Here is a 19737-nt window from a genome sequence, read left to right as displayed (position 1 = left end):
ACGCCTCTCGATGGTCTGAAAAAGATGCTGGATAATAAAGCATGACCCGCTTGACGGCTAGGGCCGTCGGAGACCCTTGTAATGCCCGATCACGATGTACGCCTGCAACAACTGACCGCCTGGCTCGCTGAGCAGCTTGACCTTCTCTACCGTGAAAACGCCTGGGGCAAGGTGCCCGAAGGCAGCCTGACCGCCGCCAGCAGCGATGCGAGCTTCCGTCGTTACTTCCGCTGGCAGGGCGATGGTCGCAGCTTCGTGATCATGGATGCGCCGCCTCCCCAAGAGAACTGCCGCCCCTTCGTCGATATCGACCACTTGCTGGCCAGCGCCGGTGTGCATGTCCCTGCCATCCATGCCCAGGACCTAGAGCGTGGCTTCTTGCTGCTGGGTGACCTGGGGCACAAGACCTACCTGGAAATCATCGATGCGGACAATGCCGACGCCCTGTTCGCCGATGCCATCGAGGCCCTGCTGGCCTTCCAGCGTCTGCCGATGACCGCGCCGCTGCCCAGCTACGACAACGCCTTGCTGCGTCGCGAAGTGGAACTGTTCCCGGAATGGTACGTAGGGCGTGAGCTGGGTTTGGCCTTCACCGAGGCGCAGCAGGCGAGCTGGCAGCGTGTGAGCCAACTGCTGATCGACAGCGCCCTGGCCCAACCCAAGGTGCTGGTGCACCGCGACTACATGCCGCGCAACCTGATGCAGAGCGCGCCGAACCCGGGCGTGCTGGACTTCCAGGACGCCGTGTACGGCCCGGTGACCTACGACATCACCTGCCTGTTCAAGGACGCCTTCGTCAGTTGGCCTCAGGCGCGCGTCGAAGGTTGGCTGCGCGACTACTGGCAAAAAGCGCGCGCGGTGGGTATCCCGGTGCAGGCCGATTTCGAGGCCTTCCACCGGGCCAGCGACTTGATGGGTGTGCAACGCCACCTCAAGGTGATCGGTATCTTTGCCCGTATCTGCCACCGTGACGGCAAGCCGCGTTACCTGTCCGACGTGCCGCGCTTCTTCGCCTACATCGACGAGGTCATCAGCCGTCGCCCTGAACTGGCCGAGCTGGGCCAGCTGATCGCCGAGCTCCAGGCCGGAGCCCGACCATGAAGGCGATGATCCTGGCGGCAGGCAAGGGCGAGCGCATGCGCCCCCTGACCCTGCACACGCCCAAGCCTTTGGTGCCGGTGGCTGGCCAACCCTTGATCGAATACCACCTGCGGGCCTTGGCCCGTGCAGGCTTCACCGACGTGGTGATCAACCATGCCTGGCTTGGCCAGCAGATCGAAGACCACCTGGGCGATGGCGCCCGCTTTGGCCTGAGCATCCGCTATTCGCCCGAAGGCGAGCCGCTGGAAACCGGTGGCGGCATCTTCAAGGCTCTGCCATTGCTCGGGGAGGCACCGTTCCTGCTGGTCAACGGCGATATCTGGACCGACTACGATTTCGCCCGATTGCGCGCGCCGTTGGCGGGTCTTGCGCACCTCGTGCTGGTGGACAACCCAGGCCATCATGGCCGGGGCGATTTCCGCCTGGCCGGCGAGCAGGTCGTGGATGGCGACGAAGCTCCTGGCACCCTGACCTTCAGCGGTATCTCGGTACTCGACCCCGCGTTGTTCGACGGCTGCCAACCCGGCGCCTTCAAGCTGGCGCCCCTGCTGCGCAAGGCCATGGGCCAGGGGCAGGTCGGTGGCGAGCACTACACGGGCCAATGGGTCGATGTCGGGACTCTCGAGCGCCTGGCCGAAGTCGAGCGCCTGATCGCTGAGCGCGCCTGAGATGTGGTGGCCGAGCACAGTGATCGGGGCCGGCGCCGGTTTCGCCATCGCCAGCATTCCCGGCGCGCTGCTTGGCGCCTTGCTTGGCCAGGCCATGGACCGGCGCCTGCGCCTGCAGAGCTGGGACGATGTACGCGAACGCCTGGGCGGGCGCCCGGCGCTGCGGGACGAGGAGTTGTTGTTCGTGCTGCTCGGGCGCCTGGCGAAAAGCGATGGCCGGGTGGTCGAGGGGCATATCCAGCAGGCCCGCCAGGAAATGACTCGGTTGGCTATGGCCGAGCCTGCGAAGCTGCGGGCGATTGCCGCGTTCAACCGCGGCAAGTCGGGCAAGGATCGGCTCGGGCGTTACCTGCAGCGGATCAGGCAGCAACCCCATGCGGCCGAAGGCACTTTGCGCGCCTGCTGCCGGATGGCCTGGGCCGATGGCAAGGCCGGGACCCGCGAGCGCGAGTTGCTTTTGGAGTGGGGCCGCGAGCTGGGGCTGAGCCGAACCCAGATCCTTGGGCTGGCGCTGGAATACGAGCCGCGCAAACCCCTTCCGGAACGTGGCGTGATGACGTATTCGGCGGCCTTGCGCTTGCTCGGCATCGAGGCGGACACCGACATCGACCAGGTGAAGCAGGCGTATCGGCGGTTGGTCAGCAAGCACCATCCGGACAAGTTGGCCGGCAGTGGTGCCAGCGAGGCGCGGGTGCGGGAAGCGACCGAGCGCACGCGTGAGCTGCACCAGGCGTATGCCATGGTTCGAAAACGGCGGGGACTCTAGGCTTACTCGGGCCCTTTGTTGGCGTTCAAACGACATGCGCTCCTACAGGGGGAGGTGGCCCCTTCATTCCTGAGGCATCAACCACCCGCGTACCCGCCGGAACAGCTGCTCCTGCTTGGCCGCTGCGTTGCCCGGCGCAGCGATCAGCGACAATTGCCGGTAGGGGGTGTCCCTCTGCCGCTTGCTGGCCTGCAGGCGCAGCTCGGCGGCGCGTCGGTCGCGTGGCAGGGTGCTGTAGTAGATATCGGCAGTAGGCACCTTGAGCGTCGGCGCCAGGCTCTCGAGGTCGTGTTCGACCCGCGCCGGTGTCTGTGCCGCGACCATCACCAGTTTCTGCACCTGCGGTGGTTGCCGTTCGCTGAGGTAGCGGGCGGCCCAATAGGCCCCGCTGCCGTGGCCGATCAGTACGATGCTACGCGCGTCGTGCTGCTGGGTGTAGGCCACGGCGGCATCGAGGCGGGCGAAGATGCGTTCGGCATCGGCCTGGTCGTTCTGTTCGCTGGCCTCCTTGGCGTCGGTGCTTTCGGCCGTGTCGGCATCGGGCGCGGTGGCCTGGGCGACATTGGCATTGGCATCTTCCGGGGTGTCCTTGGCCGGTGCCGCTTCGCCCTTGCCTTTGTCAGGCTCGGCGGGAGGCGTGCTGTCGGCCCGTGGTTGCGGGCTGTCGGCGACCAGGTCCGGAAGGCTCACGCTCAAGCTGTGCCAGCCGACATCGGGAAACTTGCGGCGCAACGGGCCCACGGCATTGGGCCAATCGGCATTCTCGCCGGCGCCCGGGACGATGATCACGGCCCCCTTGGGGTCGCTGTCATTGGCCGGTTTCCATAGGGCCAGAAAGCTATCGGCGCCGGCCTGCAAGGTTTGCTGTTCAGCCTTGGGCACCGTACGTTCGAGCGCCTGGGCATCTTCCTGGCTGCGTTCGGCCAGGGGCGGGCGGGGTGCCGGGGCGGTGGCCGATTCCTCGGCGGGTTGGGGCGCTGGCGCGTCGGCGGCCTGTGTGCCGAGCGGTAGGAGCGAAGCGAGGCAGAACACTGCCAGCGTCGTGCGATAAAGTGTGAGCATGGATCTACCCAAGGCCAGAATGATACCGGCAGCCTAATAGTATTTGTCCGTGACGGCCATGCATGATGGCCGCCCTTGCCAAGACGAGCGTATAGATGAAGCGAGTGCGTCGCCTGTTGGTTATCGGCTGGATGTTGCTGCCCTTGATCGCCCTGGCCCGGCCTGAGCCTGCGCCTTCGGTGGTGCTCGAACCGGCCCAGCGGCAATGGCTGGACAGCCATCGCAGCCTGCGGGTCGGCCTGGTCCTACAGGCGCCCTATGCCCAGTTCGATCGGCGCCTGCAACAGTTCTATGGCGCCAACGTGGAGCTGGTGAACCAGCTCGCACGCACCTTGGAACTGGACCTCACATGGCGCAACTTCCCCGACCAGGCCACCTTGGAACAGGCCTTGCGCGCTGGCGAAGTCGATTTCGCCCCGGGCCTTACGCAGACGCCGGCCGGCCTGCGCCTATGGTCGTTCAGCGACCCCTACATGCGCGTGCCGCAACTGGTGGTCGGGCTGCGCACCGGGGCGCTGGCGGTCGAGCTGGAAAAACTCGGCGCCAATGACCGCGTCGCGGTACGCATGCCCAGTGCCCTGGCCGATTACCTGCGGGCCAACTACGGCAACCTGAACCTGCAAGGCGTACCCAGTGAACGCCAGGCCCTGCAGCTGGTGCTGGGCGGTCAGGCGAGCTACGCAGTACTGGATGAAGCAAGGCTCAGCGGCTTGTCTCGGGAGAGCGAGTTCGGCGACCTGGCCGTGGTCGGCGACATCGGCTTGCCACAATTGCTGCGCATCGGCTCGCGGCGCGACTGGCCGATGCTGGCCGATGTCCTGGAGCAAGGCCTGCAAGCCATCCCCGCCAAGTCGCTGGAGCAGTTGCACCAGCGCTGGCTGCAGCCGAAGTATCCACGCCTGAGCGATACCGCAGGCTTCTGGCGCAACCTTGCGCTGTTGTTCGGCCTGCTGCTGATCTGCGCCTTGGCTACGTTGCTGTGGCAGCGCCGGCAACAGCATCAGCTGGAGCGCAACCTGCTGGCCGCACGGGAGAACCTCGCCGAACGCCAGGCCCGGGAGGAAGCGCTGCGCCTTAGCCAGTTCTCGATTGACCAGAGCACGGTCGGCATCCTCTGGGTCAACTGGGACAGCCATGTGCGTTATGCCAACCATGCAGCCGAACGCATGTTGGGCCGTGGCGAAGGTGAGCTGCTCGACCGCCCGCTGATCGATTTCGAACCGAACCTGCACATGGACCGCTGGCTGGAGCTGTGGAAGCGGGTCCGCAGCGGTGATGGCAGTGCCGAGCAGTTCGAGACCCAGTGCCTGCATAGCGACGGCAGCCTGCTGCCGGTGGAGTTGTCGCTGAGTTTCCTGCGCTTTCGTGACGCCGAATACCTGGTGGTGTTCCTTACCGATGTCACTGAGCGCCGCCGCGCTCTGGCGGCCTTGCGCGAGAGCGATGCCCGGCTCAAGGGGATTGCCGGCAACGTGCCGGGCCTGGTGTTCCGCCTGGAGCGCGACCCGGCCGAAGGTGACCTGGAGTTCCCCTACATCAGTGAGGGCAGCGAGGCGCTGGTGGGGTACACGCCAGCGCAGATCCAGCAACCGGACATGGGCTTGCGCAACCTGGTGCATCCGCAAGATCGCGCCGACTATCACCGGGTCCAGGACCTGGCCCTGGCCACCGACCAGGATTGGTCCTGGCAAGGCCGGATACTCACGCGCCAGGGCGAGCAGCGCTGGGCCGACATCAAGGCCAGTACGCGGCGGCTGGCCGACGGCCGGGTGGTCTGGGATGGCATTGTCTGGGACATCACCCAGAGCAAGCGGGTCGAGCTCGAACTGGCACGCTCCCAGGAGCAATTGCGTGAACTGTCGGCACACCTTGAGAGCGTACGCGAGGAAGAAAAGGCCCGCATCGCCCGGGAAGTGCATGATGAGCTGGGGCAGATGCTCACCGTGCTCAAGCTCGAGGTCTCGATGTGCGAACTGGCCTATGCCGAACTGGACCCCGGCCTGAACGAGCGCCTGGCCAGCATGAAACGCCTGATCGCCCAGCTGTTCCAGTTGGTGCGCGATGTCGCCACCGCCTTGCGCCCGCCGATCCTCGACGCAGGTATCGCCTCGGCCATCGAATGGCAGGCGCGGCGTTTCGAGGCACGCACCCAGATTCCATGCCTGGTGCAGGTGCCGGACCACCTGCCGGCGTTGAGCGACGCCAAGGCCACCGGGCTGTTCCGCATTCTTCAGGAAGCACTGACCAACGTGATGCGCCACGCCCAGGCGCATACCGTGCAGATCGAGCTGGCCTGTGAGGCCGACCATTTGCGCATGACCGTCATCGACGATGGCGTGGGGTTTGCGCAAGACCAGGCCAGGCCCACCTCGTTCGGCCTGGTGGGGGTACGCGAGCGTGTGTTGATGCTCGGTGGCAGCATGGAGCTGGACAGCGAGCCGGGTGAAGGTTGTAGCCTGAGCGTGACCATTGCATTGGGGTAGGGGAGAACGATCGTGATACGTGTGCTAGTGGCTGAAGACCACACCATTGTCCGCGAGGGCATCAAACAGTTGATCGGCCTGGCCAAGGACATGCAGGTGGTGGGGGAGGCCGGCAACGGCGAACAGCTGCTCGAAACCTTGCGCCAGACACCATGCGAGGTGGTGTTGCTGGACATCTCCATGCCAGGGGTGAACGGCCTGGAGGCGATCCCGCGGATCCGTGCCCAGCACAACCCGCCGGCGATCCTGATGCTGTCGATGCACGACGAAGCGCAGATGGCCGCTCGGGCGCTCAAGGCCGGTGCCGCGGGCTACGCCACCAAGGACAGCGACCCTGCCTTGCTGCTGACCGCCATCCGCCGGGTAGCCGGTGGTGGGCGCTATATCGACCCGGCTTTGGCCGACCGCATGGTCTTCGAGGTCGGCCTGACCGAGACCCGACCGCTGCACACGCTGTTGTCGGAGCGGGAGTTCTCAGTGTTCGAGCGCCTGGCCCAGGGCGCCAACGTCAACGACATCGCCCAGCAGTTGGCGCTGTCGAGCAAGACCATCAGCACCCACAAGGCGCGGTTGATGCAGAAGCTCAAGGTGAATTCGCTGGCGGAGTTGGTGAAGTACGCCATGGAACATAAGTTGGTGTGAGTGTTCTGGTTGCGACCTGTCCGGTTGATGACCCGTATGGCCTCTGTAGAAGCAGGCTTGCCCCGCGATAGCGGCAGCAGGCTCGACCTGGTCGCCTGAGCGGACGCAAGCACGGGGCGAGTCCATTTAATTACAGGAGGCGTGGAGGGTTCTGAATGCGTCACGCTTGTAGGGCAATCCCTACAGCAAATCTTCCATCCGGATGATGGCATTCTCTCAGTACCCCCGATTTCCGGGGGCTTGCGCCTTGTCTAGTCTTTGCCTACGCAGTCATTCCAACAAGAAGGTGCAGGCATGAGCGAGGCGAATTCGAACGCTGGCGAGACACTGGTCAGCTTCCGCGGTGTGCAGAAGAGCTACGACGGCGAATCGCTGATCGTCAAGAACCTCAACCTGGACATCCGCAAGGGCGAGTTCCTCACCTTGCTCGGCCCGTCCGGCTCGGGCAAGACCACCAGCCTGATGATGCTCGCCGGTTTCGAGACCCCCACCGCAGGTGAGATCCAGCTGGCCGGGCGCTCGATCAACAACGTGCCGCCGCACAAGCGCGACATCGGCATGGTGTTCCAGAACTACGCGTTGTTCCCGCATATGACCGTGGCTGAGAACCTGGCCTTCCCCCTGACCGTGCGCAACCTCAGCAAGACCGACATCAGTGAGCGGGTCAAGCGGGTGCTGGCCATGGTCCAGCTCGATGCGTTCGCCAAGCGCTACCCGGGCCAGCTTTCCGGTGGCCAACAGCAGCGTGTGGCCCTGGCCCGCGCCCTGGTGTTCGAGCCCCAGCTGGTGCTGATGGACGAGCCGCTCGGCGCCCTCGACAAGCAGCTGCGCGAACACATGCAAATGGAGATCAAGCACATCCATCAGCGCCTGGGCGTGACCGTGGTCTACGTAACCCACGACCAGGGCGAGGCGCTGACCATGTCCGACCGGGTGGCGGTGTTCCACCAGGGCGAGATCCAGCAGATCGCCGATCCGCGCACCCTTTATGAAGAACCCCGCAACACCTTCGTCGCCAACTTCATCGGCGAGAACAACCGTTTGAACGGCACCTTGCTGATGCGCGACGGTGATCGTTGCCAGGTCCAATTGCCCCGTGGGGAGCGGGTCGAGGCCCTGGCGGTGAATGTCGGCCAGGCCGGCGAGCCGGTGACCTTGTCGATCCGCCCCGAGCGCGTGCGCCTCAATGGTCACAGCGAAAGCTGCGTGAACCGTTTCTCCGGGCGGGTCGCCGAGTTCATCTACCTGGGCGACCACGTGCGGGTACGCCTGGAGGTGTGCGGCAAGGGCGACTTCTTCGTGAAGCAGCCGATCGCCGAACTCGACCCGGCCCTGGCCGTGGGCGATGTGGTACCGCTTGGCTGGGAGGTGGAGCACGCCCGCGCGCTCGATCCGATTGCCGAAGCCCATTGAAGGTTTGCTTCACCAACCCTGAACTGTGGAGAGAACAATAATGCACAAGCAGTTGAAACTGACCGCCCTGGCCCTTGGTCTGTTCGCCGCCGGCCAAGCCCTGGCCGCGGACCTGACCGTGGTGTCCTTCGGTGGCGCCAACAAGGCCGCCCAGGTCAAGGCGTTCTACGAGCCATGGGAGAAGGCGGGCAAGGGCAAGATCGTCGCCGGCGAGTACAACGGTGAGATGGCCAAGGTCAAGGCCATGGTCGACACCAACAGCGTGTCCTGGAACCTGGTGGAAGTGGAGTCGCCGGAACTGGCGCGCGGCTGCGACGAAGGCATGTTCGAAGAACTCGACCCGTCGCTGTTCGGTAACGAGGCCGATTACGTGCCGGGCGCCATCCAGCCCTGCGGTGTAGGCTTCTTCGTCTGGTCCACCGTGCTGGCCTACAACGCCGACAAGCTCAAGACCGCCCCCACCAGCTGGGCCGATTTCTGGGACACCAAGCAGTTCCCGGGCAAGCGCGGCCTGCGCAAGGGCGCCAAGTACACCCTCGAGTTCGCCTTGATGGCCGACGGCGTGGCACCCAAGGACGTGTACAAGGTACTGGCCACCAAAGAGGGCCAGGACCGCGCCTTCAAGAAGCTCGACCAGATCAAGCCGAGCATCCAGTGGTGGGAAGCTGGCGCCCAGCCGCCCCAGTACCTGGCCTCGGGTGACGTGGTCATGAGCTCGGCCTACAACGGCCGGATCGCCGCAGTGCAGAAGGAAAGCAACCTCAAGGTGGTATGGAACGGCGGTATCTACGACTTCGACGCCTGGGCCATTCCGAAAGGCGCGAAGGATGTCGAGGAGGCGAAGAAATTCATCGCCTTCAGCGTGCAGCCCGAGCAGCAGAAGACCTACTCCGAGAACATCGCCTACGGCCCGGCCAATGCAAAGGCGGTCAGCCTGCTGTCGGACGCGGTGAAGAAGGACATGCCGACCACGCCTGAGAACATCGCCAACCAGGTGCAGATCGACGTGGCCTTCTGGGCCGACAACAGCGAGCAGCTGGAGCAACGCTTCAACGCCTGGGCGGCGAAGAAGTAAACGACCAGCGTAGGGGCCGCGTTGCGGCCCACCGCCGGCAAGCCAGCTCCCACAGAGACTGCGCCATCCCCATGGTCAGCGCAGTACCTGTAGGGGGCAGCTCCCACAGGGATCGGAAGCCTCGAAGCCAGCGCAGCACCTGTGGGAGCTGGCTTGCCGGCGATGGGCTGCGCAGCAGCCCCATTTTCAGTTCATATCGCGGAGTTCGCCATGGCCATTGCAGTGCCCCTCAACGAAGGTGCAGGTCCAAGCCTCAAGCAGCGCCTCAAACGTGCCGAGCGGGTCAACCGTTGGAAGGCGCAGGCGTTGATCGCGCCGCTGGCGCTGTTCCTGTTGCTGGTGTTCCTAGTGCCGATCGCGGCGCTGTTGTACAAGAGCGTCGGCAACCCTGAAGTGGTGACTGGCCTGCCGCGCACCGTCGAGGCCATCGCCCAATGGGATGGCAAGGGCCTGCCAGGCGAGGACGTATACAAGGTGCTCAGCGAGGACCTGGCCGAGTCGCGCAAGAAGCAGACCCTGGGCGATCTTTCCAAGCGCCTGAACATGGAACTGGCCGGCTACCGCAGCCTGTTAGCCAAGACTGCCCGGGCATTGCCGTTCAAGGCCGAGCCCGCTTCCTACAAGGACGCCTTGCAGGCGCTCGACGAGCGCTGGGGCGACCCTGCCTACTGGCAGGCGATCCGTCGCAACACCAGCACGGTCACGCCCTTCTACCTGCTGGCGGCGCTGGATCACCGCATCGATGATCTGGGCGAAATAGCCAAGGCGACCCCTGACCAGTCCATCTATCTGGACATCTTCACCCGTACCCTGTGGATGGGCGTGGTGATCACCGCGATCTGTCTGGTGCTGGCGTACCCGCTGGCCTACCTGCTGGCCAACCTGCCGACCCGGCAGAGCAACCTGCTGATGATCCTGGTGCTGTTGCCGTTCTGGACGTCGATCCTGGTGCGAGTGGCGGCATGGATCGTGCTGCTGCAGTCGGGCGGCCTGATCAACAGTGCCTTGATGGCCATGGGCATCATCGATGAGCCGCTGGAGCTGGTGTTCAACCGGACCGGCGTATACATCTCGATGGTCCACATCCTGCTGCCGTTCATGATTCTGCCGCTGTATAGCGTGATGAAGGGTATTTCGCCCAGCTACATGCGCGCAGCGATCTCCCTAGGTTGCCACCCATTCGCCAGCTTCTGGCGGGTGTACTTCCCGCAGACTTATGCGGGTGTCGGCGCCGGGTGCCTGCTGGTGTTCATCTTGGCCATCGGCTACTACATCACCCCGGCATTGCTGGGCAGCCCGAACGACCAGATGGTCAGCTACTTCGTGGCCTTCTATACCAACACCAGCATCAACTGGGGCATGGCCACCGCGTTGGGCGGGCTGTTGCTGCTGGCGACCGTGCTGCTGTACCTGATCTATAGCTGGCTGGTCGGAGCCAGCCGCCTGCGCCTGAGCTGAGGAGCCCTTGTCATGCTGAGCCCTTACATGTCGCCCGTGGAGCGGGTCTGGTTCTACAGCCTGCGCATCCTCTGTGGCCTGATCCTGTTGTTCCTGGTGCTTCCGGTGCTGGTGATCGTGCCGCTTTCCTTCAACAGCGGCAGCTTCCTGGTGTACCCGCTGCAGGGCTTTTCGCTGCAGTGGTACCAGGACTTCTTCGCCTCGGCCGAATGGATGCGGGCGTTGAAGAACAGCATCATCGTCGCGCCGGCAGCCACCGTGCTGGCCATGGTCTTCGGCACCCTGGCCGCCATCGGCCTGACCCGAGGCGATTTCCCCGGCAAGTCGCTGGTGATGGCCCTGGTGATTTCGCCCATGGTGGTGCCGGTGGTGATCATCGGCGTGGCCAGCTACCTGTTCTTCGCGCCGCTGGGCATGGGCAACAGCTTCATTTCGTTGATCCTGGTGCATGCGGTGCTGGGCGTGCCGTTCGTCATCATCACCGTGTCGGCGACCTTGCAGGGCTTCAACTATAATCTGGTGCGGGCGGCGGCCAGCCTGGGCGCCTCGCCGTTGCTGACCTTCCGTCGGGTGACCTTGCCGCTGATCGCCCCTGGGGTGATCTCGGGGGCGCTGTTCGCCTTTGCCACCTCCTTCGACGAAGTGGTGGTGACGCTGTTCCTGGCGGGCCCGGAGCAGGCGACCTTGCCGCGGCAGATGTTCAGCGGTATCCGCGAGAACCTGAGCCCGACCATCGCCGCGGCGGCGACCTTGCTGATCGCGTTCTCGGTAATCCTGTTGCTGACTTTGGAATGGTTGCGCGGGCGTAGCGAGAAACTGCGCACCCAGCAGCGGGCCTGAGCCTTGGGGGAGGGCTTTGCCCTCCTTTCGCGGCACAAGGCCGCTCCTACAGAAGATCGCAATCCTTGTAGGAGCGCCCTTGTGTCGCGAAACGGGTGCGAAGCGCCCCTGGCAGACACTAATTGATACCAATCAGCCCTCATCCGCTTCCCTGAGTTACAATGCGCGCCACCGTGATTTCTGCCAACAGGTGCGCCATGCAGCCCTACGCTATTGCCCCCTCCATCCTCTCCGCCGACTTCGCCCGCCTGGGCGAGGACGTCGACAAGGTACTGGCCGCCGGGGCCGACATCGTTCACTTCGATGTGATGGACAACCACTACGTACCCAACCTGACCATCGGCCCGATGGTCTGCAGCGCCCTGCGCAAGTACGGCGTGACTGCCCCGATCGACGTGCACCTGATGGTCAGCCCGGTCGACCGCATCATCGGTGACTTCATCGAGGCTGGCGCCACCTACATCACCTTCCACCCGGAAGCCTCCCAGCACATCGACCGCTCCTTGCAGCTGATCCGCGACGGTGGCTGCAAGGCCGGCCTGGTGTTCAACCCGGCTACCAGCCTGGATGCGCTCAAATATGTGATGGACAAGGTCGACATGGTCCTGCTGATGAGCGTCAACCCAGGGTTCGGCGGCCAGAAGTTCATCCCGGGCACCCTCGACAAGCTGCGCGAAGCCCGTGCCCTGATCGATGCCAGCGGCCGCGATATCCGCCTGGAGATCGACGGCGGCGTCAACGTCAACAACATCCGCGAGATCGCCGCCGCTGGCGCCGATACCTTCGTGGCCGGTTCGGCGATCTTCAATGCGCCGGACTACCAGGAAGTCATCGCCAAGATGCGCGCCGAGCTGGCCCAGGCCCGCCCATGAGTGGCTTCGAGCAGCTGTTCCCGGGAGCGCTGCCCAGGCTGGTGATGTTCGATCTGGATGGCACCCTGATCGATTCGGTCCCTGACCTGGCCGCTGCCGTGGATCGCATGCTGCTCCAGCTGGGGCGCTCGCCCGCAGGCCTTGAGGCCGTACGCCACTGGGTCGGCAACGGCGCCCAGGTCCTGGTCCGCCGCGCCTTGGCCGGCGGGCTGGAGCACGACGCTGTCGACGACGAGCTGGCCGAGCAGGGCCTGGCCCTGTTCATGGAGGCCTATGGCGAAAGCCACGACCTGACAGTGGTTTACCCTGGGGTGCGCGATACCCTGCGCTGGCTACGCAAGCAGGGTGTGGAGATGGCGCTGATCACCAACAAGCCCGAGCGCTTCGTCGGCCCGTTGCTCGACCAGATGAAGATCGGCCGCTACTTCCGCTGGATCATCGGCGGCGACACCCTGCCACAGAAAAAGCCCGACCCGGCAGCGCTGCTGTTCGTCATGAAGATGGCCGGCGTACGCCCCGAGCAATCGCTGTTCGTGGGGGACTCGCGCAGCGATGTACTGGCGGCCAAGGCGGCCGGGGTCAAGTGCGTGGGCCTGACCTACGGCTACAACCATGGGCGCCCGATCCACGAAGAATCGCCCAGCCTGGTCATCGACGACCTGCGCGCCCTGTTGCCAGGTTGCTTAGTCCCGGCCACTGGGATAACGTTGGCGGACCTTCAGGCCTCACAAGACAGAGAGTCCACCGTGGCGGTTACCGGCAAATTCTGGATGAAAGTCATCAAGGCCCTGGCCCGTTGGCGCTGGCGCGCCTGACTCCTGCCCGCCGGCGCCTGCCGGCCCGTCCGCTTGCCCGACCCCATTGCTGCTTGCCACGAGGCTACCCATGACCCGCGAAGAATTCCTGCGCCTGGCCGCTGCCGGCTATAACCGCATTCCCCTGGCCTGTGAAACCCTGGCCGACTTCGACACACCGCTGTCGATCTACCTGAAGCTGGCCGACGAGGCCAATTCCTACCTGCTCGAGTCCGTGCAGGGCGGCGAGAAATGGGGCCGTTATTCGATGATCGGCCTGCCGTCGCGCACCGTGCTGCGGGTGCATGGCTACCAGGCGAGCATCCTGCAGGATGGCGAGCAGGTGGAAAGCCACGAGGTGGAAGACCCCCTAGCCTTCGTCGAGGCCTTCAAGGACCGCTACAAAGTTGCCGACATCCCGGGCCTGCCGCGTTTCAATGGCGGCCTGGTCGGTTACTTCGGCTATGACTGCGTGCGCTATGTGGAAAAGCGCCTGGGCGCCTGCCCGAACCCGGACCCGTTGGGTGTGCCGGATATCCTGCTGATGGTTTCCGATGCCGTGGTGGTATTCGACAACCTGGCCGGCAAGATGCACGCCATCGTGCTGGTCGACCCAGCCCAGGAGCAGGCCTACGAACAGGGCCAGGCCCGCCTGCAAGGCCTGCTGGCCAAGCTACGCGAGCCGATCACCCCGCGCCAAGGCCTGGACCTGAGCGACCCGCTCGCCGCGGAGCCAGAATTCCGCTCCAGCTATACCCGCGAGGACTACGAGAACGCGGTGGGGCGCATCAAGGAATACATCCTGGCCGGCGACTGCATGCAGGTGGTGCCGTCCCAGCGTATGTCCATCGACTTCAAGGCAGCGCCGATCGACCTGTACCGTGCCTTGCGTTGCTTCAACCCGACGCCGTACATGTACTTCTTCAACTTCGGCGACTTCCATGTGGTCGGCAGTTCTCCCGAAGTGCTGGTGCGGGTCGAGGACAACCTGGTCACCGTGCGGCCGATCGCCGGTACCCGCCCGCGTGGCGCGACCGAGGAAGCTGACCGGGCGTTGGAAGACGACCTGCTGTCCGACGACAAGGAAATCGCCGAGCACCTGATGCTCATCGACCTGGGGCGCAACGATGTCGGCCGAGTGTCATCCACCGGCAGCGTGCGCCTGACCGAGAAGATGGTCATCGAGCGCTATTCCAACGTCATGCACATCGTCTCCAACGTCACCGGCCAGTTGCGCGAAGGGCTGAGCGCAATGGATGCGCTGCGCGCGATCCTGCCGGCCGGTACCCTGTCGGGGGCGCCGAAGATCCGTGCCATGGAGATCATCGACGAGCTGGAGCCGGTCAAGCGGGGCGTCTATGGAGGGGCGGTGGGGTATTTTGCCTGGAACGGCAACATGGACACCGCCATCGCCATCCGCACGGCGGTGATCAAGGACGGCGAGCTGCATGTACAGGCCGGTGGTGGCATCGTGGCCGACTCGGTGCCGGCGTTGGAGTGGGAAGAAACCATCAACAAGCGCCGGGCGATGTTCCGTGCGGTGGCCTTGGCGGAGCAGACCAAGCCACAAGCCTGATGGACTTTGCATGATCGAACGGCGCCGGAAGGGCGCCGTTTCTTTTTGGGGCTGCTTTGCAACCCACCGCGGGACAAGCCCGCTCCCACAGGATTACCGCAATCCTGCAATGTAGCGGGCTTGCCCCGCGATGGGCCGCGCAGCGGCCCCTGCGTTCAAAAGTCCAGGCTCAACGCCAGGCTTACGCCTTGCTGGGTCACGTCATCACTGTTGCGCCAGTTGTAGTTCCCGCGCACATGCACCCCCGCCACCAGCTCATGGGTAAGCCCAAGGCTGGCCCGTGTCAGGTTGCTGTCCGACGTATAGCCGGTGAGCGTGAAGTCGTGGGCCGGCAGGCTGGTCAGGTGCATGGTCAGGTCCTGGCGATCATCTTCGAACTCGTGCTCGCGCGCGACTTCGGCGAACAGCCGGGTGCCGGCCGTGAACTGATAGCTGCCTTGCAGGCCAAGCCCCAGGCGCCGCGAAGTCCGCTCCTGGTCATCGAAGGCCAAGGCGGTGGAGCGTCCGCTTTTCTCTTCGTAGCCATCGACCTTGACCCGCGCATAGTCAGCGCTGATGAAGGGCGACAATTGCCAGGCGCTGTGTTCGGCCGCCAGGTTGTAACCCAGCCGGCCGGTGACCGCCCAGGCTTCGCCATCGGTATCGCCTTTCTCGCTGCGCTCGCCGGCGCCGAGCGCGAAGGTGCGCTTGAGGTCGTGATAGTCCAGGTGCCCAGCGGTCAACGCCGCATCCCCCCACCAGCGGCCCTGGCGATACTGGGCGAATACCGTGGCGAGGTAGCTGTCGAGCTTGTAGTCCGAGTCGTGCTCGCCGGCTTCGAGTTTTTGCCGGTTCACGCCGGCCGCCAGGCCGATGCGCCAGGCGTCGTCGAGCCGGTAGCTGCCGCCCAAGGTCAGGTTGTAGCCGCGGCCATCACCGCTGGCGCCGCTGCGTTGGCCGTCGAAGTCCAAATCCTGGCCCCCCGTGGCGACGAACGGTTGCCATTGGCCAACCGCCTGCCAGGGTGTCTGCCATTGGTTGCGCAATTCGTCCTGGTGGGCGCGCAGGTTGCCATGGGCCATTTCTGGCAGCAGGGTCAGCTCCCAAGGCGCGGCCAGGATCGAATAGCCGTAGTCGGCGATCAGCTGCTGGCCGGCGATGGTCGGGTGGACCGAGTCGTTGAACAGCAGCTTGGTCGGGTCTGGCGCGGTGCCGTTGGCGCCGTACACCGGGTTACCCACGCAGCCTTCGCCGCTGTAGCAGGTGCCGACCAGGTTCTGGTCGGTCGCCAGGCCGAACTCGGCGGGGCTCGCCAGGGCTTCCTGGAGCAGCACCGGGATGTTCAGCGGGATGATCTGGGCATCGATCTGGCCGAGCTGGTTCAGCAGCGACTGGTTGAATACACCGGACAACTGCGACAGCGGGCCTTCGAGAGGCGTGCCGCTGTAGTTGGGTGTCTGGCCCAGGTCTGGCAGCAGCCAGACCATGATGTAGCGTGCGCCACCCTGTTGCAGTGCCTGGGCGCTCGCCGCCAGGCGTCCACCTGCGGCTGCGGCGTCGGCCGGCGTGTTGACCAGGCCCTGGAGGAAGTCGTTGCCACCACCGGTCAGGTAGTACAAGGCGTTGGGGTCGGCGAACTTGCCATTGGCCAGGTAGCCGTCGCGTTCACGCAGTACCAGGCCCGCGCCCGGGCGGCCTGGCGGGATGACGGTGCGTGAGGTGTCGGTGATCGAGTCGAGTATCTGCTGCGTGGTGTAGCCGCCGACGGCCCAGTTGTTGCCATCGGGACGGGTGCCGATGGAGGTGGAGGGGTTCAGCTCCTCGGGCGCGACGCCCAGCCGGCTGCCGAGGATCATCGGCGTGACCGGTGCATAGCTGCCGTCGGCGTTGCGGTTGGTGAAGCGCATGCCGAACTGCCCGGCATCGCTGAGGCTGTCGCCGAACACGATCATCGAGGAGTAGGGCGAGGGTGCGGCCATGGCGTGGCTGCAGGAAAGGGCCAGCAGGCCTAACAAGGAGCGGAAAAAGGGTGGTTTTTGCATGGAGAAGGATCCTTTTCATTGTTTTTATCAGGACAAGCCGATTGACCTTAGCAAACCTGTGGTCATTATTCCCCAGTGGATTCGTTTCGCCGTGTTTACGGGCATATTGCACCCGCCGTCCCGGTAGGCTACTGTGCCGTGACGTATGAGCGAGACCTAATCCTGTGTTGATCGTCAGCAAACTCTTGATGCGCGTTATCAAGGCCCACGCCCGTTGGCGTTGGCGCGCCTGACTTTATCTCCTGCCGGCCTGTCCGGCCCGTCCCCGTTTGCCTTCCAGTTGCTTCACCGAGCGCACCCCGCGCTAGCCCGCCTTTGCGTCCGGCGCTGGAAGGTTCGAATTCAAAGTCAGTAGATTCAAGAGGTTCAACCCGATGTTACTGATGATCGACAATTACGACTCCTTCACCTACAACGTCGTTCAGTACTTGGGCGAGCTGGGTGCCGAGGTCAAGGTCATTCGCAACGATGAAATGACCGTCGCCCAAATCGAAGCCCTCAACCCTGAACGTATCGTGGTTTCTCCCGGGCCCTGCACGCCGAGCGAAGCGGGTGTTTCCATCGAGGCCATCCTGCACTTTGCCGGCAAGCTGCCGATCCTGGGCGTGTGCCTTGGCCACCAGTCCATCGGCCAGGCCTTCGGCGGTGACGTGGTGCGTGCCCGCCAGGTGATGCACGGCAAGACCAGCCCGGTCTTGCACCGCGACCTGGGTGTGTTCGCCGGGCTCAACAACCCGCTCACCGTGACCCGCTACCATTCCCTGGTGGTCAAGCGCGACACCCTGCCCGACTGTCTGGAAGTGACGGCCTGGACCGCCCATGCCGATGGTTCGGTCGACGAGATCATGGGCCTGCGCCACAAGACGCTGAACATCGAGGGGGTGCAGTTCCACCCCGAGTCGATCCTTACCGAGCAGGGGCACGAACTGTTCGCCAACTTCCTCAAGCAGACCGGCGGCCGCCGCTAAGGACCGAACATGGATATCAAGAGCGCGCTGGGCCGTATCGTCGGCCACCTGGACCTCACCACCGAGGAAATGCGCGATGTCATGCGCCAGATCATGACCGGCCAGTGCAGCGAGGCGCAGATCGGCGCCTTTCTGATGGGCATGCGCATGAAGAGCGAGAGCATCGACGAGATCGTCGGTGCCGTGTCGGTGATGCGTGAGCTGGCCGACAAGGTCGAGCTCAAGACTCTGGACGGCGTCGTCGACATCGTCGGTACTGGTGGCGACGGAGCCAACATCTTCAACGTCTCCACCGCTTCGTCCTTCGTCCTGGCGGCAGCGGGTTGCACCGTGGCCAAGCATGGCAACCGCGCGGTGTCCGGCAAGAGCGGCAGTGCCGACCTGCTGGAAGCCGCCGGTATCTACCTGAACCTGACGCCGGTCCAGGTTGCCCGCTGCATCGACAGCCTGGGGATCGGCTTCATGTTCGCCCAGACCCACCACAGTGCCATGAAGCATGCCGCTGGCCCACGCCGTGACCTGGGGCTGCGCACCCTGTTCAACATGCTCGGCCCGCTTACGAATCCGGCCGGTGTGAAGCATCAGGTGGTCGGGGTGTTCACCCAGGCCCTGTGCCGCCCGCTGGCCGAAGTGTTGCAGCGCCTGGGCAGCAAGCATGTGCTGGTGGTGCATTCCAAGGATGGCCTGGACGAGTTCAGCCTCGCCGCGCCAACCTTCGTGGCCGAACTGAAGAATGACCAGATCATCGAATACTGGGTCGAGCCCGAAGACCTCGGCATGAAAAGCCAGAGCCTGCATGGCCTGGCGGTCGAGGGGCCGCAGGCTTCGCTAGAGCTGATCCGCGATGCCCTCGGTCGGCGCAAGACCGAGAACGGCCAGAAGGCCGCCGAAATGATCGTGCTCAACGCCGGTGCAGCGCTGTATGCCGCCGATCACGCGATGACCCTCAAGGGCGGCGTCGAGCTGGCTCATGATGTGCTGCACACCGGCCTTGCCTGGGAGAAATTGCAGGAGCTGGGCGCCTTTACCGCCGTATTCAAGCAGGAGAACGAAGCATGAGCGTGCCGACGGTGCTGGAGAAGATCCTTGCCCGCAAGGTCGAGGAGGTGGCCGAACGCAGTGCCCGGGTGAGCCTGGCCGAGGTCGAGCGCCTGGCCAAGGCGGCCGATGCGCCGCGTGGCTTCGCCCAGGCGTTGATCGAGCAGGCCAAGCGCAAGCAGCCGGCGGTGATCGCCGAGATCAAGAAGGCTTCGCCCAGCAAGGGCGTGATCCGCGAACATTTCGTGCCCGCCGAAATTGCGGTCAGCTACGAAAAAGGCGGGGCGACTTGCCTGTCGGTGCTGACCGACGTGGACTATTTCCAGGGCGGCGATGCCTACCTGCAACAGGCCCGCGCCGCCTGCGCGCTGCCGGTGATCCGCAAGGACTTCCTGATCGACCCGTACCAGGTCGTGGAAGCCCGCGCCCTGGGTGCAGACTGCGTGCTGCTCATCGTCGCTGCGCTGGATGACGTGCGCATGGCCGAACTGGCGGCCACCGCCAAGGACGTCGGCCTCGACGTGTTGGTGGAGGTGCATGACGGCGACGAGCTGGAGCGCGCCCTGAAGACTCTGGATACGCCGCTGGTGGGGGTGAACAACCGCAACCTGCACACCTTCGAGGTCAGCCTGGAAACCACCCTTGACCTGCTGCCACGTATCCCGCGTGACCGGCTGGCCATCACCGAGAGTGGCATCCTCAATCGTGCCGACGTGGAACTGATGGAGATCAATGAGGTGTACTCGTTCCTGGTGGGCGAGGCGTTCATGCGCGCCGAGCAGCCGGGGCTGGAGTTGCAGCGTTTGTTCTTCCCTGAGCGCGCGGTGAAGACCGTGGGTCAGGCCTTGGACTGATCGAATCCGGAGCCGGCTGCCGGTTAAGTAATTGGGCCGCTACGCGTCCAATCGCGGGGCAAGCCCGCTCCCACAGAGCTGGGAGCTTGCCCGGTGATCGGGTCGG

Annotated in this window: 17 protein-coding genes; 15 read left to right on the top strand and 2 right to left on the bottom strand. The window is 64.6% G+C overall.

What is annotated here, in order from left to right:
• Positions 1 to 81 precede the first annotated feature (81 nt).
• From IRZ56_RS17685 to IRZ56_RS17675, 3 genes are read left to right on the top strand one after another with little or no spacing between them, the layout of a single operon-like run.
• A complete protein-coding gene (locus IRZ56_RS17685) occupies positions 82 to 1101 on the top strand; it encodes an aminoglycoside phosphotransferase family protein (RefSeq protein WP_196146121.1) in 1020 nt (339 codons plus the stop codon).
• The gene (murU, locus tag IRZ56_RS17680; protein ID WP_196146120.1) at positions 1098 to 1769 is read left to right on the top strand and encodes an N-acetylmuramate alpha-1-phosphate uridylyltransferase MurU; all 672 of its coding nucleotides are present in this window, start codon (positions 1098 to 1100) and stop codon (positions 1767 to 1769) included. The genes IRZ56_RS17685 and murU overlap by 4 nt, the downstream gene beginning before the upstream one ends.
• A gap of 1 nt (position 1770) precedes the next feature.
• Positions 1771 to 2535 carry a TerB family tellurite resistance protein gene (locus IRZ56_RS17675; RefSeq protein WP_196146119.1) on the top strand — a complete coding sequence of 255 codons (765 nt, stop codon included), beginning with the start codon at positions 1771 to 1773 and terminating at the stop codon, positions 2533 to 2535.
• 63 nt (positions 2536 to 2598) lie between these two features.
• Here the strand turns inward: IRZ56_RS17675 and IRZ56_RS17670 are convergent, their stop codons facing one another.
• On the bottom strand, positions 2599 to 3597 hold the full coding sequence (locus IRZ56_RS17670; protein WP_196146118.1) for an alpha/beta hydrolase family protein: 999 nt from the start codon (positions 3595 to 3597) through the stop codon (positions 2599 to 2601).
• 95 nt (positions 3598 to 3692) lie between these two features.
• Between IRZ56_RS17670 and IRZ56_RS17665 the strand changes: the two genes are divergently transcribed.
• From IRZ56_RS17665 to trpE, 9 genes are all read left to right on the top strand, one after another.
• The gene (locus tag IRZ56_RS17665) at positions 3693 to 6080 is read left to right on the top strand and encodes a PAS domain-containing sensor histidine kinase (protein ID WP_196146117.1); all 2388 of its coding nucleotides are present in this window, start codon (positions 3693 to 3695) and stop codon (positions 6078 to 6080) included.
• A gap of 9 nt (positions 6081 to 6089) precedes the next feature.
• Positions 6090 to 6722, top strand: a complete 633-nt coding sequence (locus IRZ56_RS17660; RefSeq protein WP_196146139.1) for a response regulator — start codon at positions 6090 to 6092, stop codon at positions 6720 to 6722.
• Between the two features lie 294 nt (positions 6723 to 7016).
• The gene (locus IRZ56_RS17655; protein WP_196146116.1) at positions 7017 to 8135 is read left to right on the top strand and encodes an ABC transporter ATP-binding protein; all 1119 of its coding nucleotides are present in this window, start codon (positions 7017 to 7019) and stop codon (positions 8133 to 8135) included.
• Between the two features lie 40 nt (positions 8136 to 8175).
• Positions 8176 to 9210 carry an ABC transporter substrate-binding protein gene (locus tag IRZ56_RS17650; protein ID WP_196146115.1) on the top strand — a complete coding sequence of 345 codons (1035 nt, stop codon included), beginning with the start codon at positions 8176 to 8178 and terminating at the stop codon, positions 9208 to 9210.
• A gap of 210 nt (positions 9211 to 9420) precedes the next feature.
• The gene (locus IRZ56_RS17645; protein ID WP_196146114.1) at positions 9421 to 10668 is read left to right on the top strand and encodes an ABC transporter permease; all 1248 of its coding nucleotides are present in this window, start codon (positions 9421 to 9423) and stop codon (positions 10666 to 10668) included.
• Between the two features lie 12 nt (positions 10669 to 10680).
• On the top strand, positions 10681 to 11508 hold the full coding sequence (locus tag IRZ56_RS17640) for an ABC transporter permease (RefSeq protein ID WP_196146113.1): 828 nt from the start codon (positions 10681 to 10683) through the stop codon (positions 11506 to 11508).
• Positions 11509 to 11705: 197 nt separating this feature from the next.
• On the top strand, positions 11706 to 12380 hold the full coding sequence (gene rpe, locus IRZ56_RS17635; protein WP_133327269.1) for a ribulose-phosphate 3-epimerase: 675 nt from the start codon (positions 11706 to 11708) through the stop codon (positions 12378 to 12380).
• On the top strand, positions 12377 to 13195 hold the full coding sequence (locus IRZ56_RS17630) for a phosphoglycolate phosphatase (RefSeq protein WP_196146112.1): 819 nt from the start codon (positions 12377 to 12379) through the stop codon (positions 13193 to 13195). Before rpe ends, IRZ56_RS17630 begins: the two co-directional genes overlap by 4 nt.
• A gap of 70 nt (positions 13196 to 13265) precedes the next feature.
• Positions 13266 to 14750 carry an anthranilate synthase component I gene (gene trpE / locus IRZ56_RS17625; protein ID WP_196146111.1) on the top strand — a complete coding sequence of 495 codons (1485 nt, stop codon included), beginning with the start codon at positions 13266 to 13268 and terminating at the stop codon, positions 14748 to 14750.
• A 155-nt stretch (positions 14751 to 14905) separates the two neighbouring features.
• On the opposite strand, the gene estP is transcribed toward trpE, so the two are convergent.
• On the bottom strand, positions 14906 to 16771 hold the full coding sequence (estP, locus tag IRZ56_RS17620) for an esterase EstP (protein WP_196146110.1): 1866 nt from the start codon (positions 16769 to 16771) through the stop codon (positions 14906 to 14908).
• Between the two features lie 374 nt (positions 16772 to 17145).
• Here estP and IRZ56_RS17615 point away from each other — a divergent pair, with 374 nt between their 5' ends.
• From IRZ56_RS17615 to trpC, 3 genes are read left to right on the top strand one after another with little or no spacing between them, the layout of a single operon-like run.
• Positions 17146 to 17739 carry an aminodeoxychorismate/anthranilate synthase component II gene (locus IRZ56_RS17615; protein ID WP_196146109.1) on the top strand — a complete coding sequence of 198 codons (594 nt, stop codon included), beginning with the start codon at positions 17146 to 17148 and terminating at the stop codon, positions 17737 to 17739.
• A gap of 9 nt (positions 17740 to 17748) precedes the next feature.
• A complete protein-coding gene (gene trpD / locus IRZ56_RS17610; protein WP_196146108.1) occupies positions 17749 to 18798 on the top strand; it encodes an anthranilate phosphoribosyltransferase in 1050 nt (349 codons plus the stop codon).
• Positions 18795 to 19631 carry an indole-3-glycerol phosphate synthase TrpC gene (gene trpC, locus IRZ56_RS17605; protein WP_196146107.1) on the top strand — a complete coding sequence of 279 codons (837 nt, stop codon included), beginning with the start codon at positions 18795 to 18797 and terminating at the stop codon, positions 19629 to 19631. The genes trpD and trpC overlap by 4 nt, the downstream gene beginning before the upstream one ends.
• Positions 19632 to 19737 lie beyond the last annotated feature (106 nt).

Origin of the sequence: Pseudomonas guariconensis, from assembly GCF_015680235.1 — a bacterium.
GTDB classification, from domain to species: domain Bacteria; phylum Pseudomonadota; class Gammaproteobacteria; order Pseudomonadales; family Pseudomonadaceae; genus Aquipseudomonas; species Aquipseudomonas guariconensis_A.
Note: the sequence above shows the minus strand (reverse complement) of the source record. Positions and strands in the feature narration are given on the sequence as shown.

Coding starts and splice junctions, on each gene's coding strand:
- IRZ56_RS17675 (WP_196146119.1), top strand. CDS start 1,771: ATGTGGTGGCCGAGCACAGTGATCGGGGCCGGCGCCGGTTTCGCCATC.
- IRZ56_RS17615 (WP_196146109.1), top strand. CDS start 17,146: ATGTTACTGATGATCGACAATTACGACTCCTTCACCTACAACGTCGTT.
- IRZ56_RS17670 (WP_196146118.1), bottom strand. CDS start 3,597: ATGCTCACACTTTATCGCACGACGCTGGCAGTGTTCTGCCTCGCTTCG.
- IRZ56_RS17655 (WP_196146116.1), top strand. CDS start 7,017: ATGAGCGAGGCGAATTCGAACGCTGGCGAGACACTGGTCAGCTTCCGC.
- IRZ56_RS17630 (WP_196146112.1), top strand. CDS start 12,377: ATGAGTGGCTTCGAGCAGCTGTTCCCGGGAGCGCTGCCCAGGCTGGTG.
- IRZ56_RS17665 (WP_196146117.1), top strand. CDS start 3,693: ATGAAGCGAGTGCGTCGCCTGTTGGTTATCGGCTGGATGTTGCTGCCC.
- murU (WP_196146120.1), top strand. CDS start 1,098: ATGAAGGCGATGATCCTGGCGGCAGGCAAGGGCGAGCGCATGCGCCCC.
- rpe (WP_133327269.1), top strand. CDS start 11,706: ATGCAGCCCTACGCTATTGCCCCCTCCATCCTCTCCGCCGACTTCGCC.
- estP (WP_196146110.1), bottom strand. CDS start 16,771: ATGCAAAAACCACCCTTTTTCCGCTCCTTGTTAGGCCTGCTGGCCCTT.
- IRZ56_RS17645 (WP_196146114.1), top strand. CDS start 9,421: ATGGCCATTGCAGTGCCCCTCAACGAAGGTGCAGGTCCAAGCCTCAAG.
- IRZ56_RS17650 (WP_196146115.1), top strand. CDS start 8,176: ATGCACAAGCAGTTGAAACTGACCGCCCTGGCCCTTGGTCTGTTCGCC.
- trpC (WP_196146107.1), top strand. CDS start 18,795: ATGAGCGTGCCGACGGTGCTGGAGAAGATCCTTGCCCGCAAGGTCGAG.
- trpE (WP_196146111.1), top strand. CDS start 13,266: ATGACCCGCGAAGAATTCCTGCGCCTGGCCGCTGCCGGCTATAACCGC.
- IRZ56_RS17685 (WP_196146121.1), top strand. CDS start 82: ATGCCCGATCACGATGTACGCCTGCAACAACTGACCGCCTGGCTCGCT.
- IRZ56_RS17640 (WP_196146113.1), top strand. CDS start 10,681: ATGCTGAGCCCTTACATGTCGCCCGTGGAGCGGGTCTGGTTCTACAGC.
- trpD (WP_196146108.1), top strand. CDS start 17,749: ATGGATATCAAGAGCGCGCTGGGCCGTATCGTCGGCCACCTGGACCTC.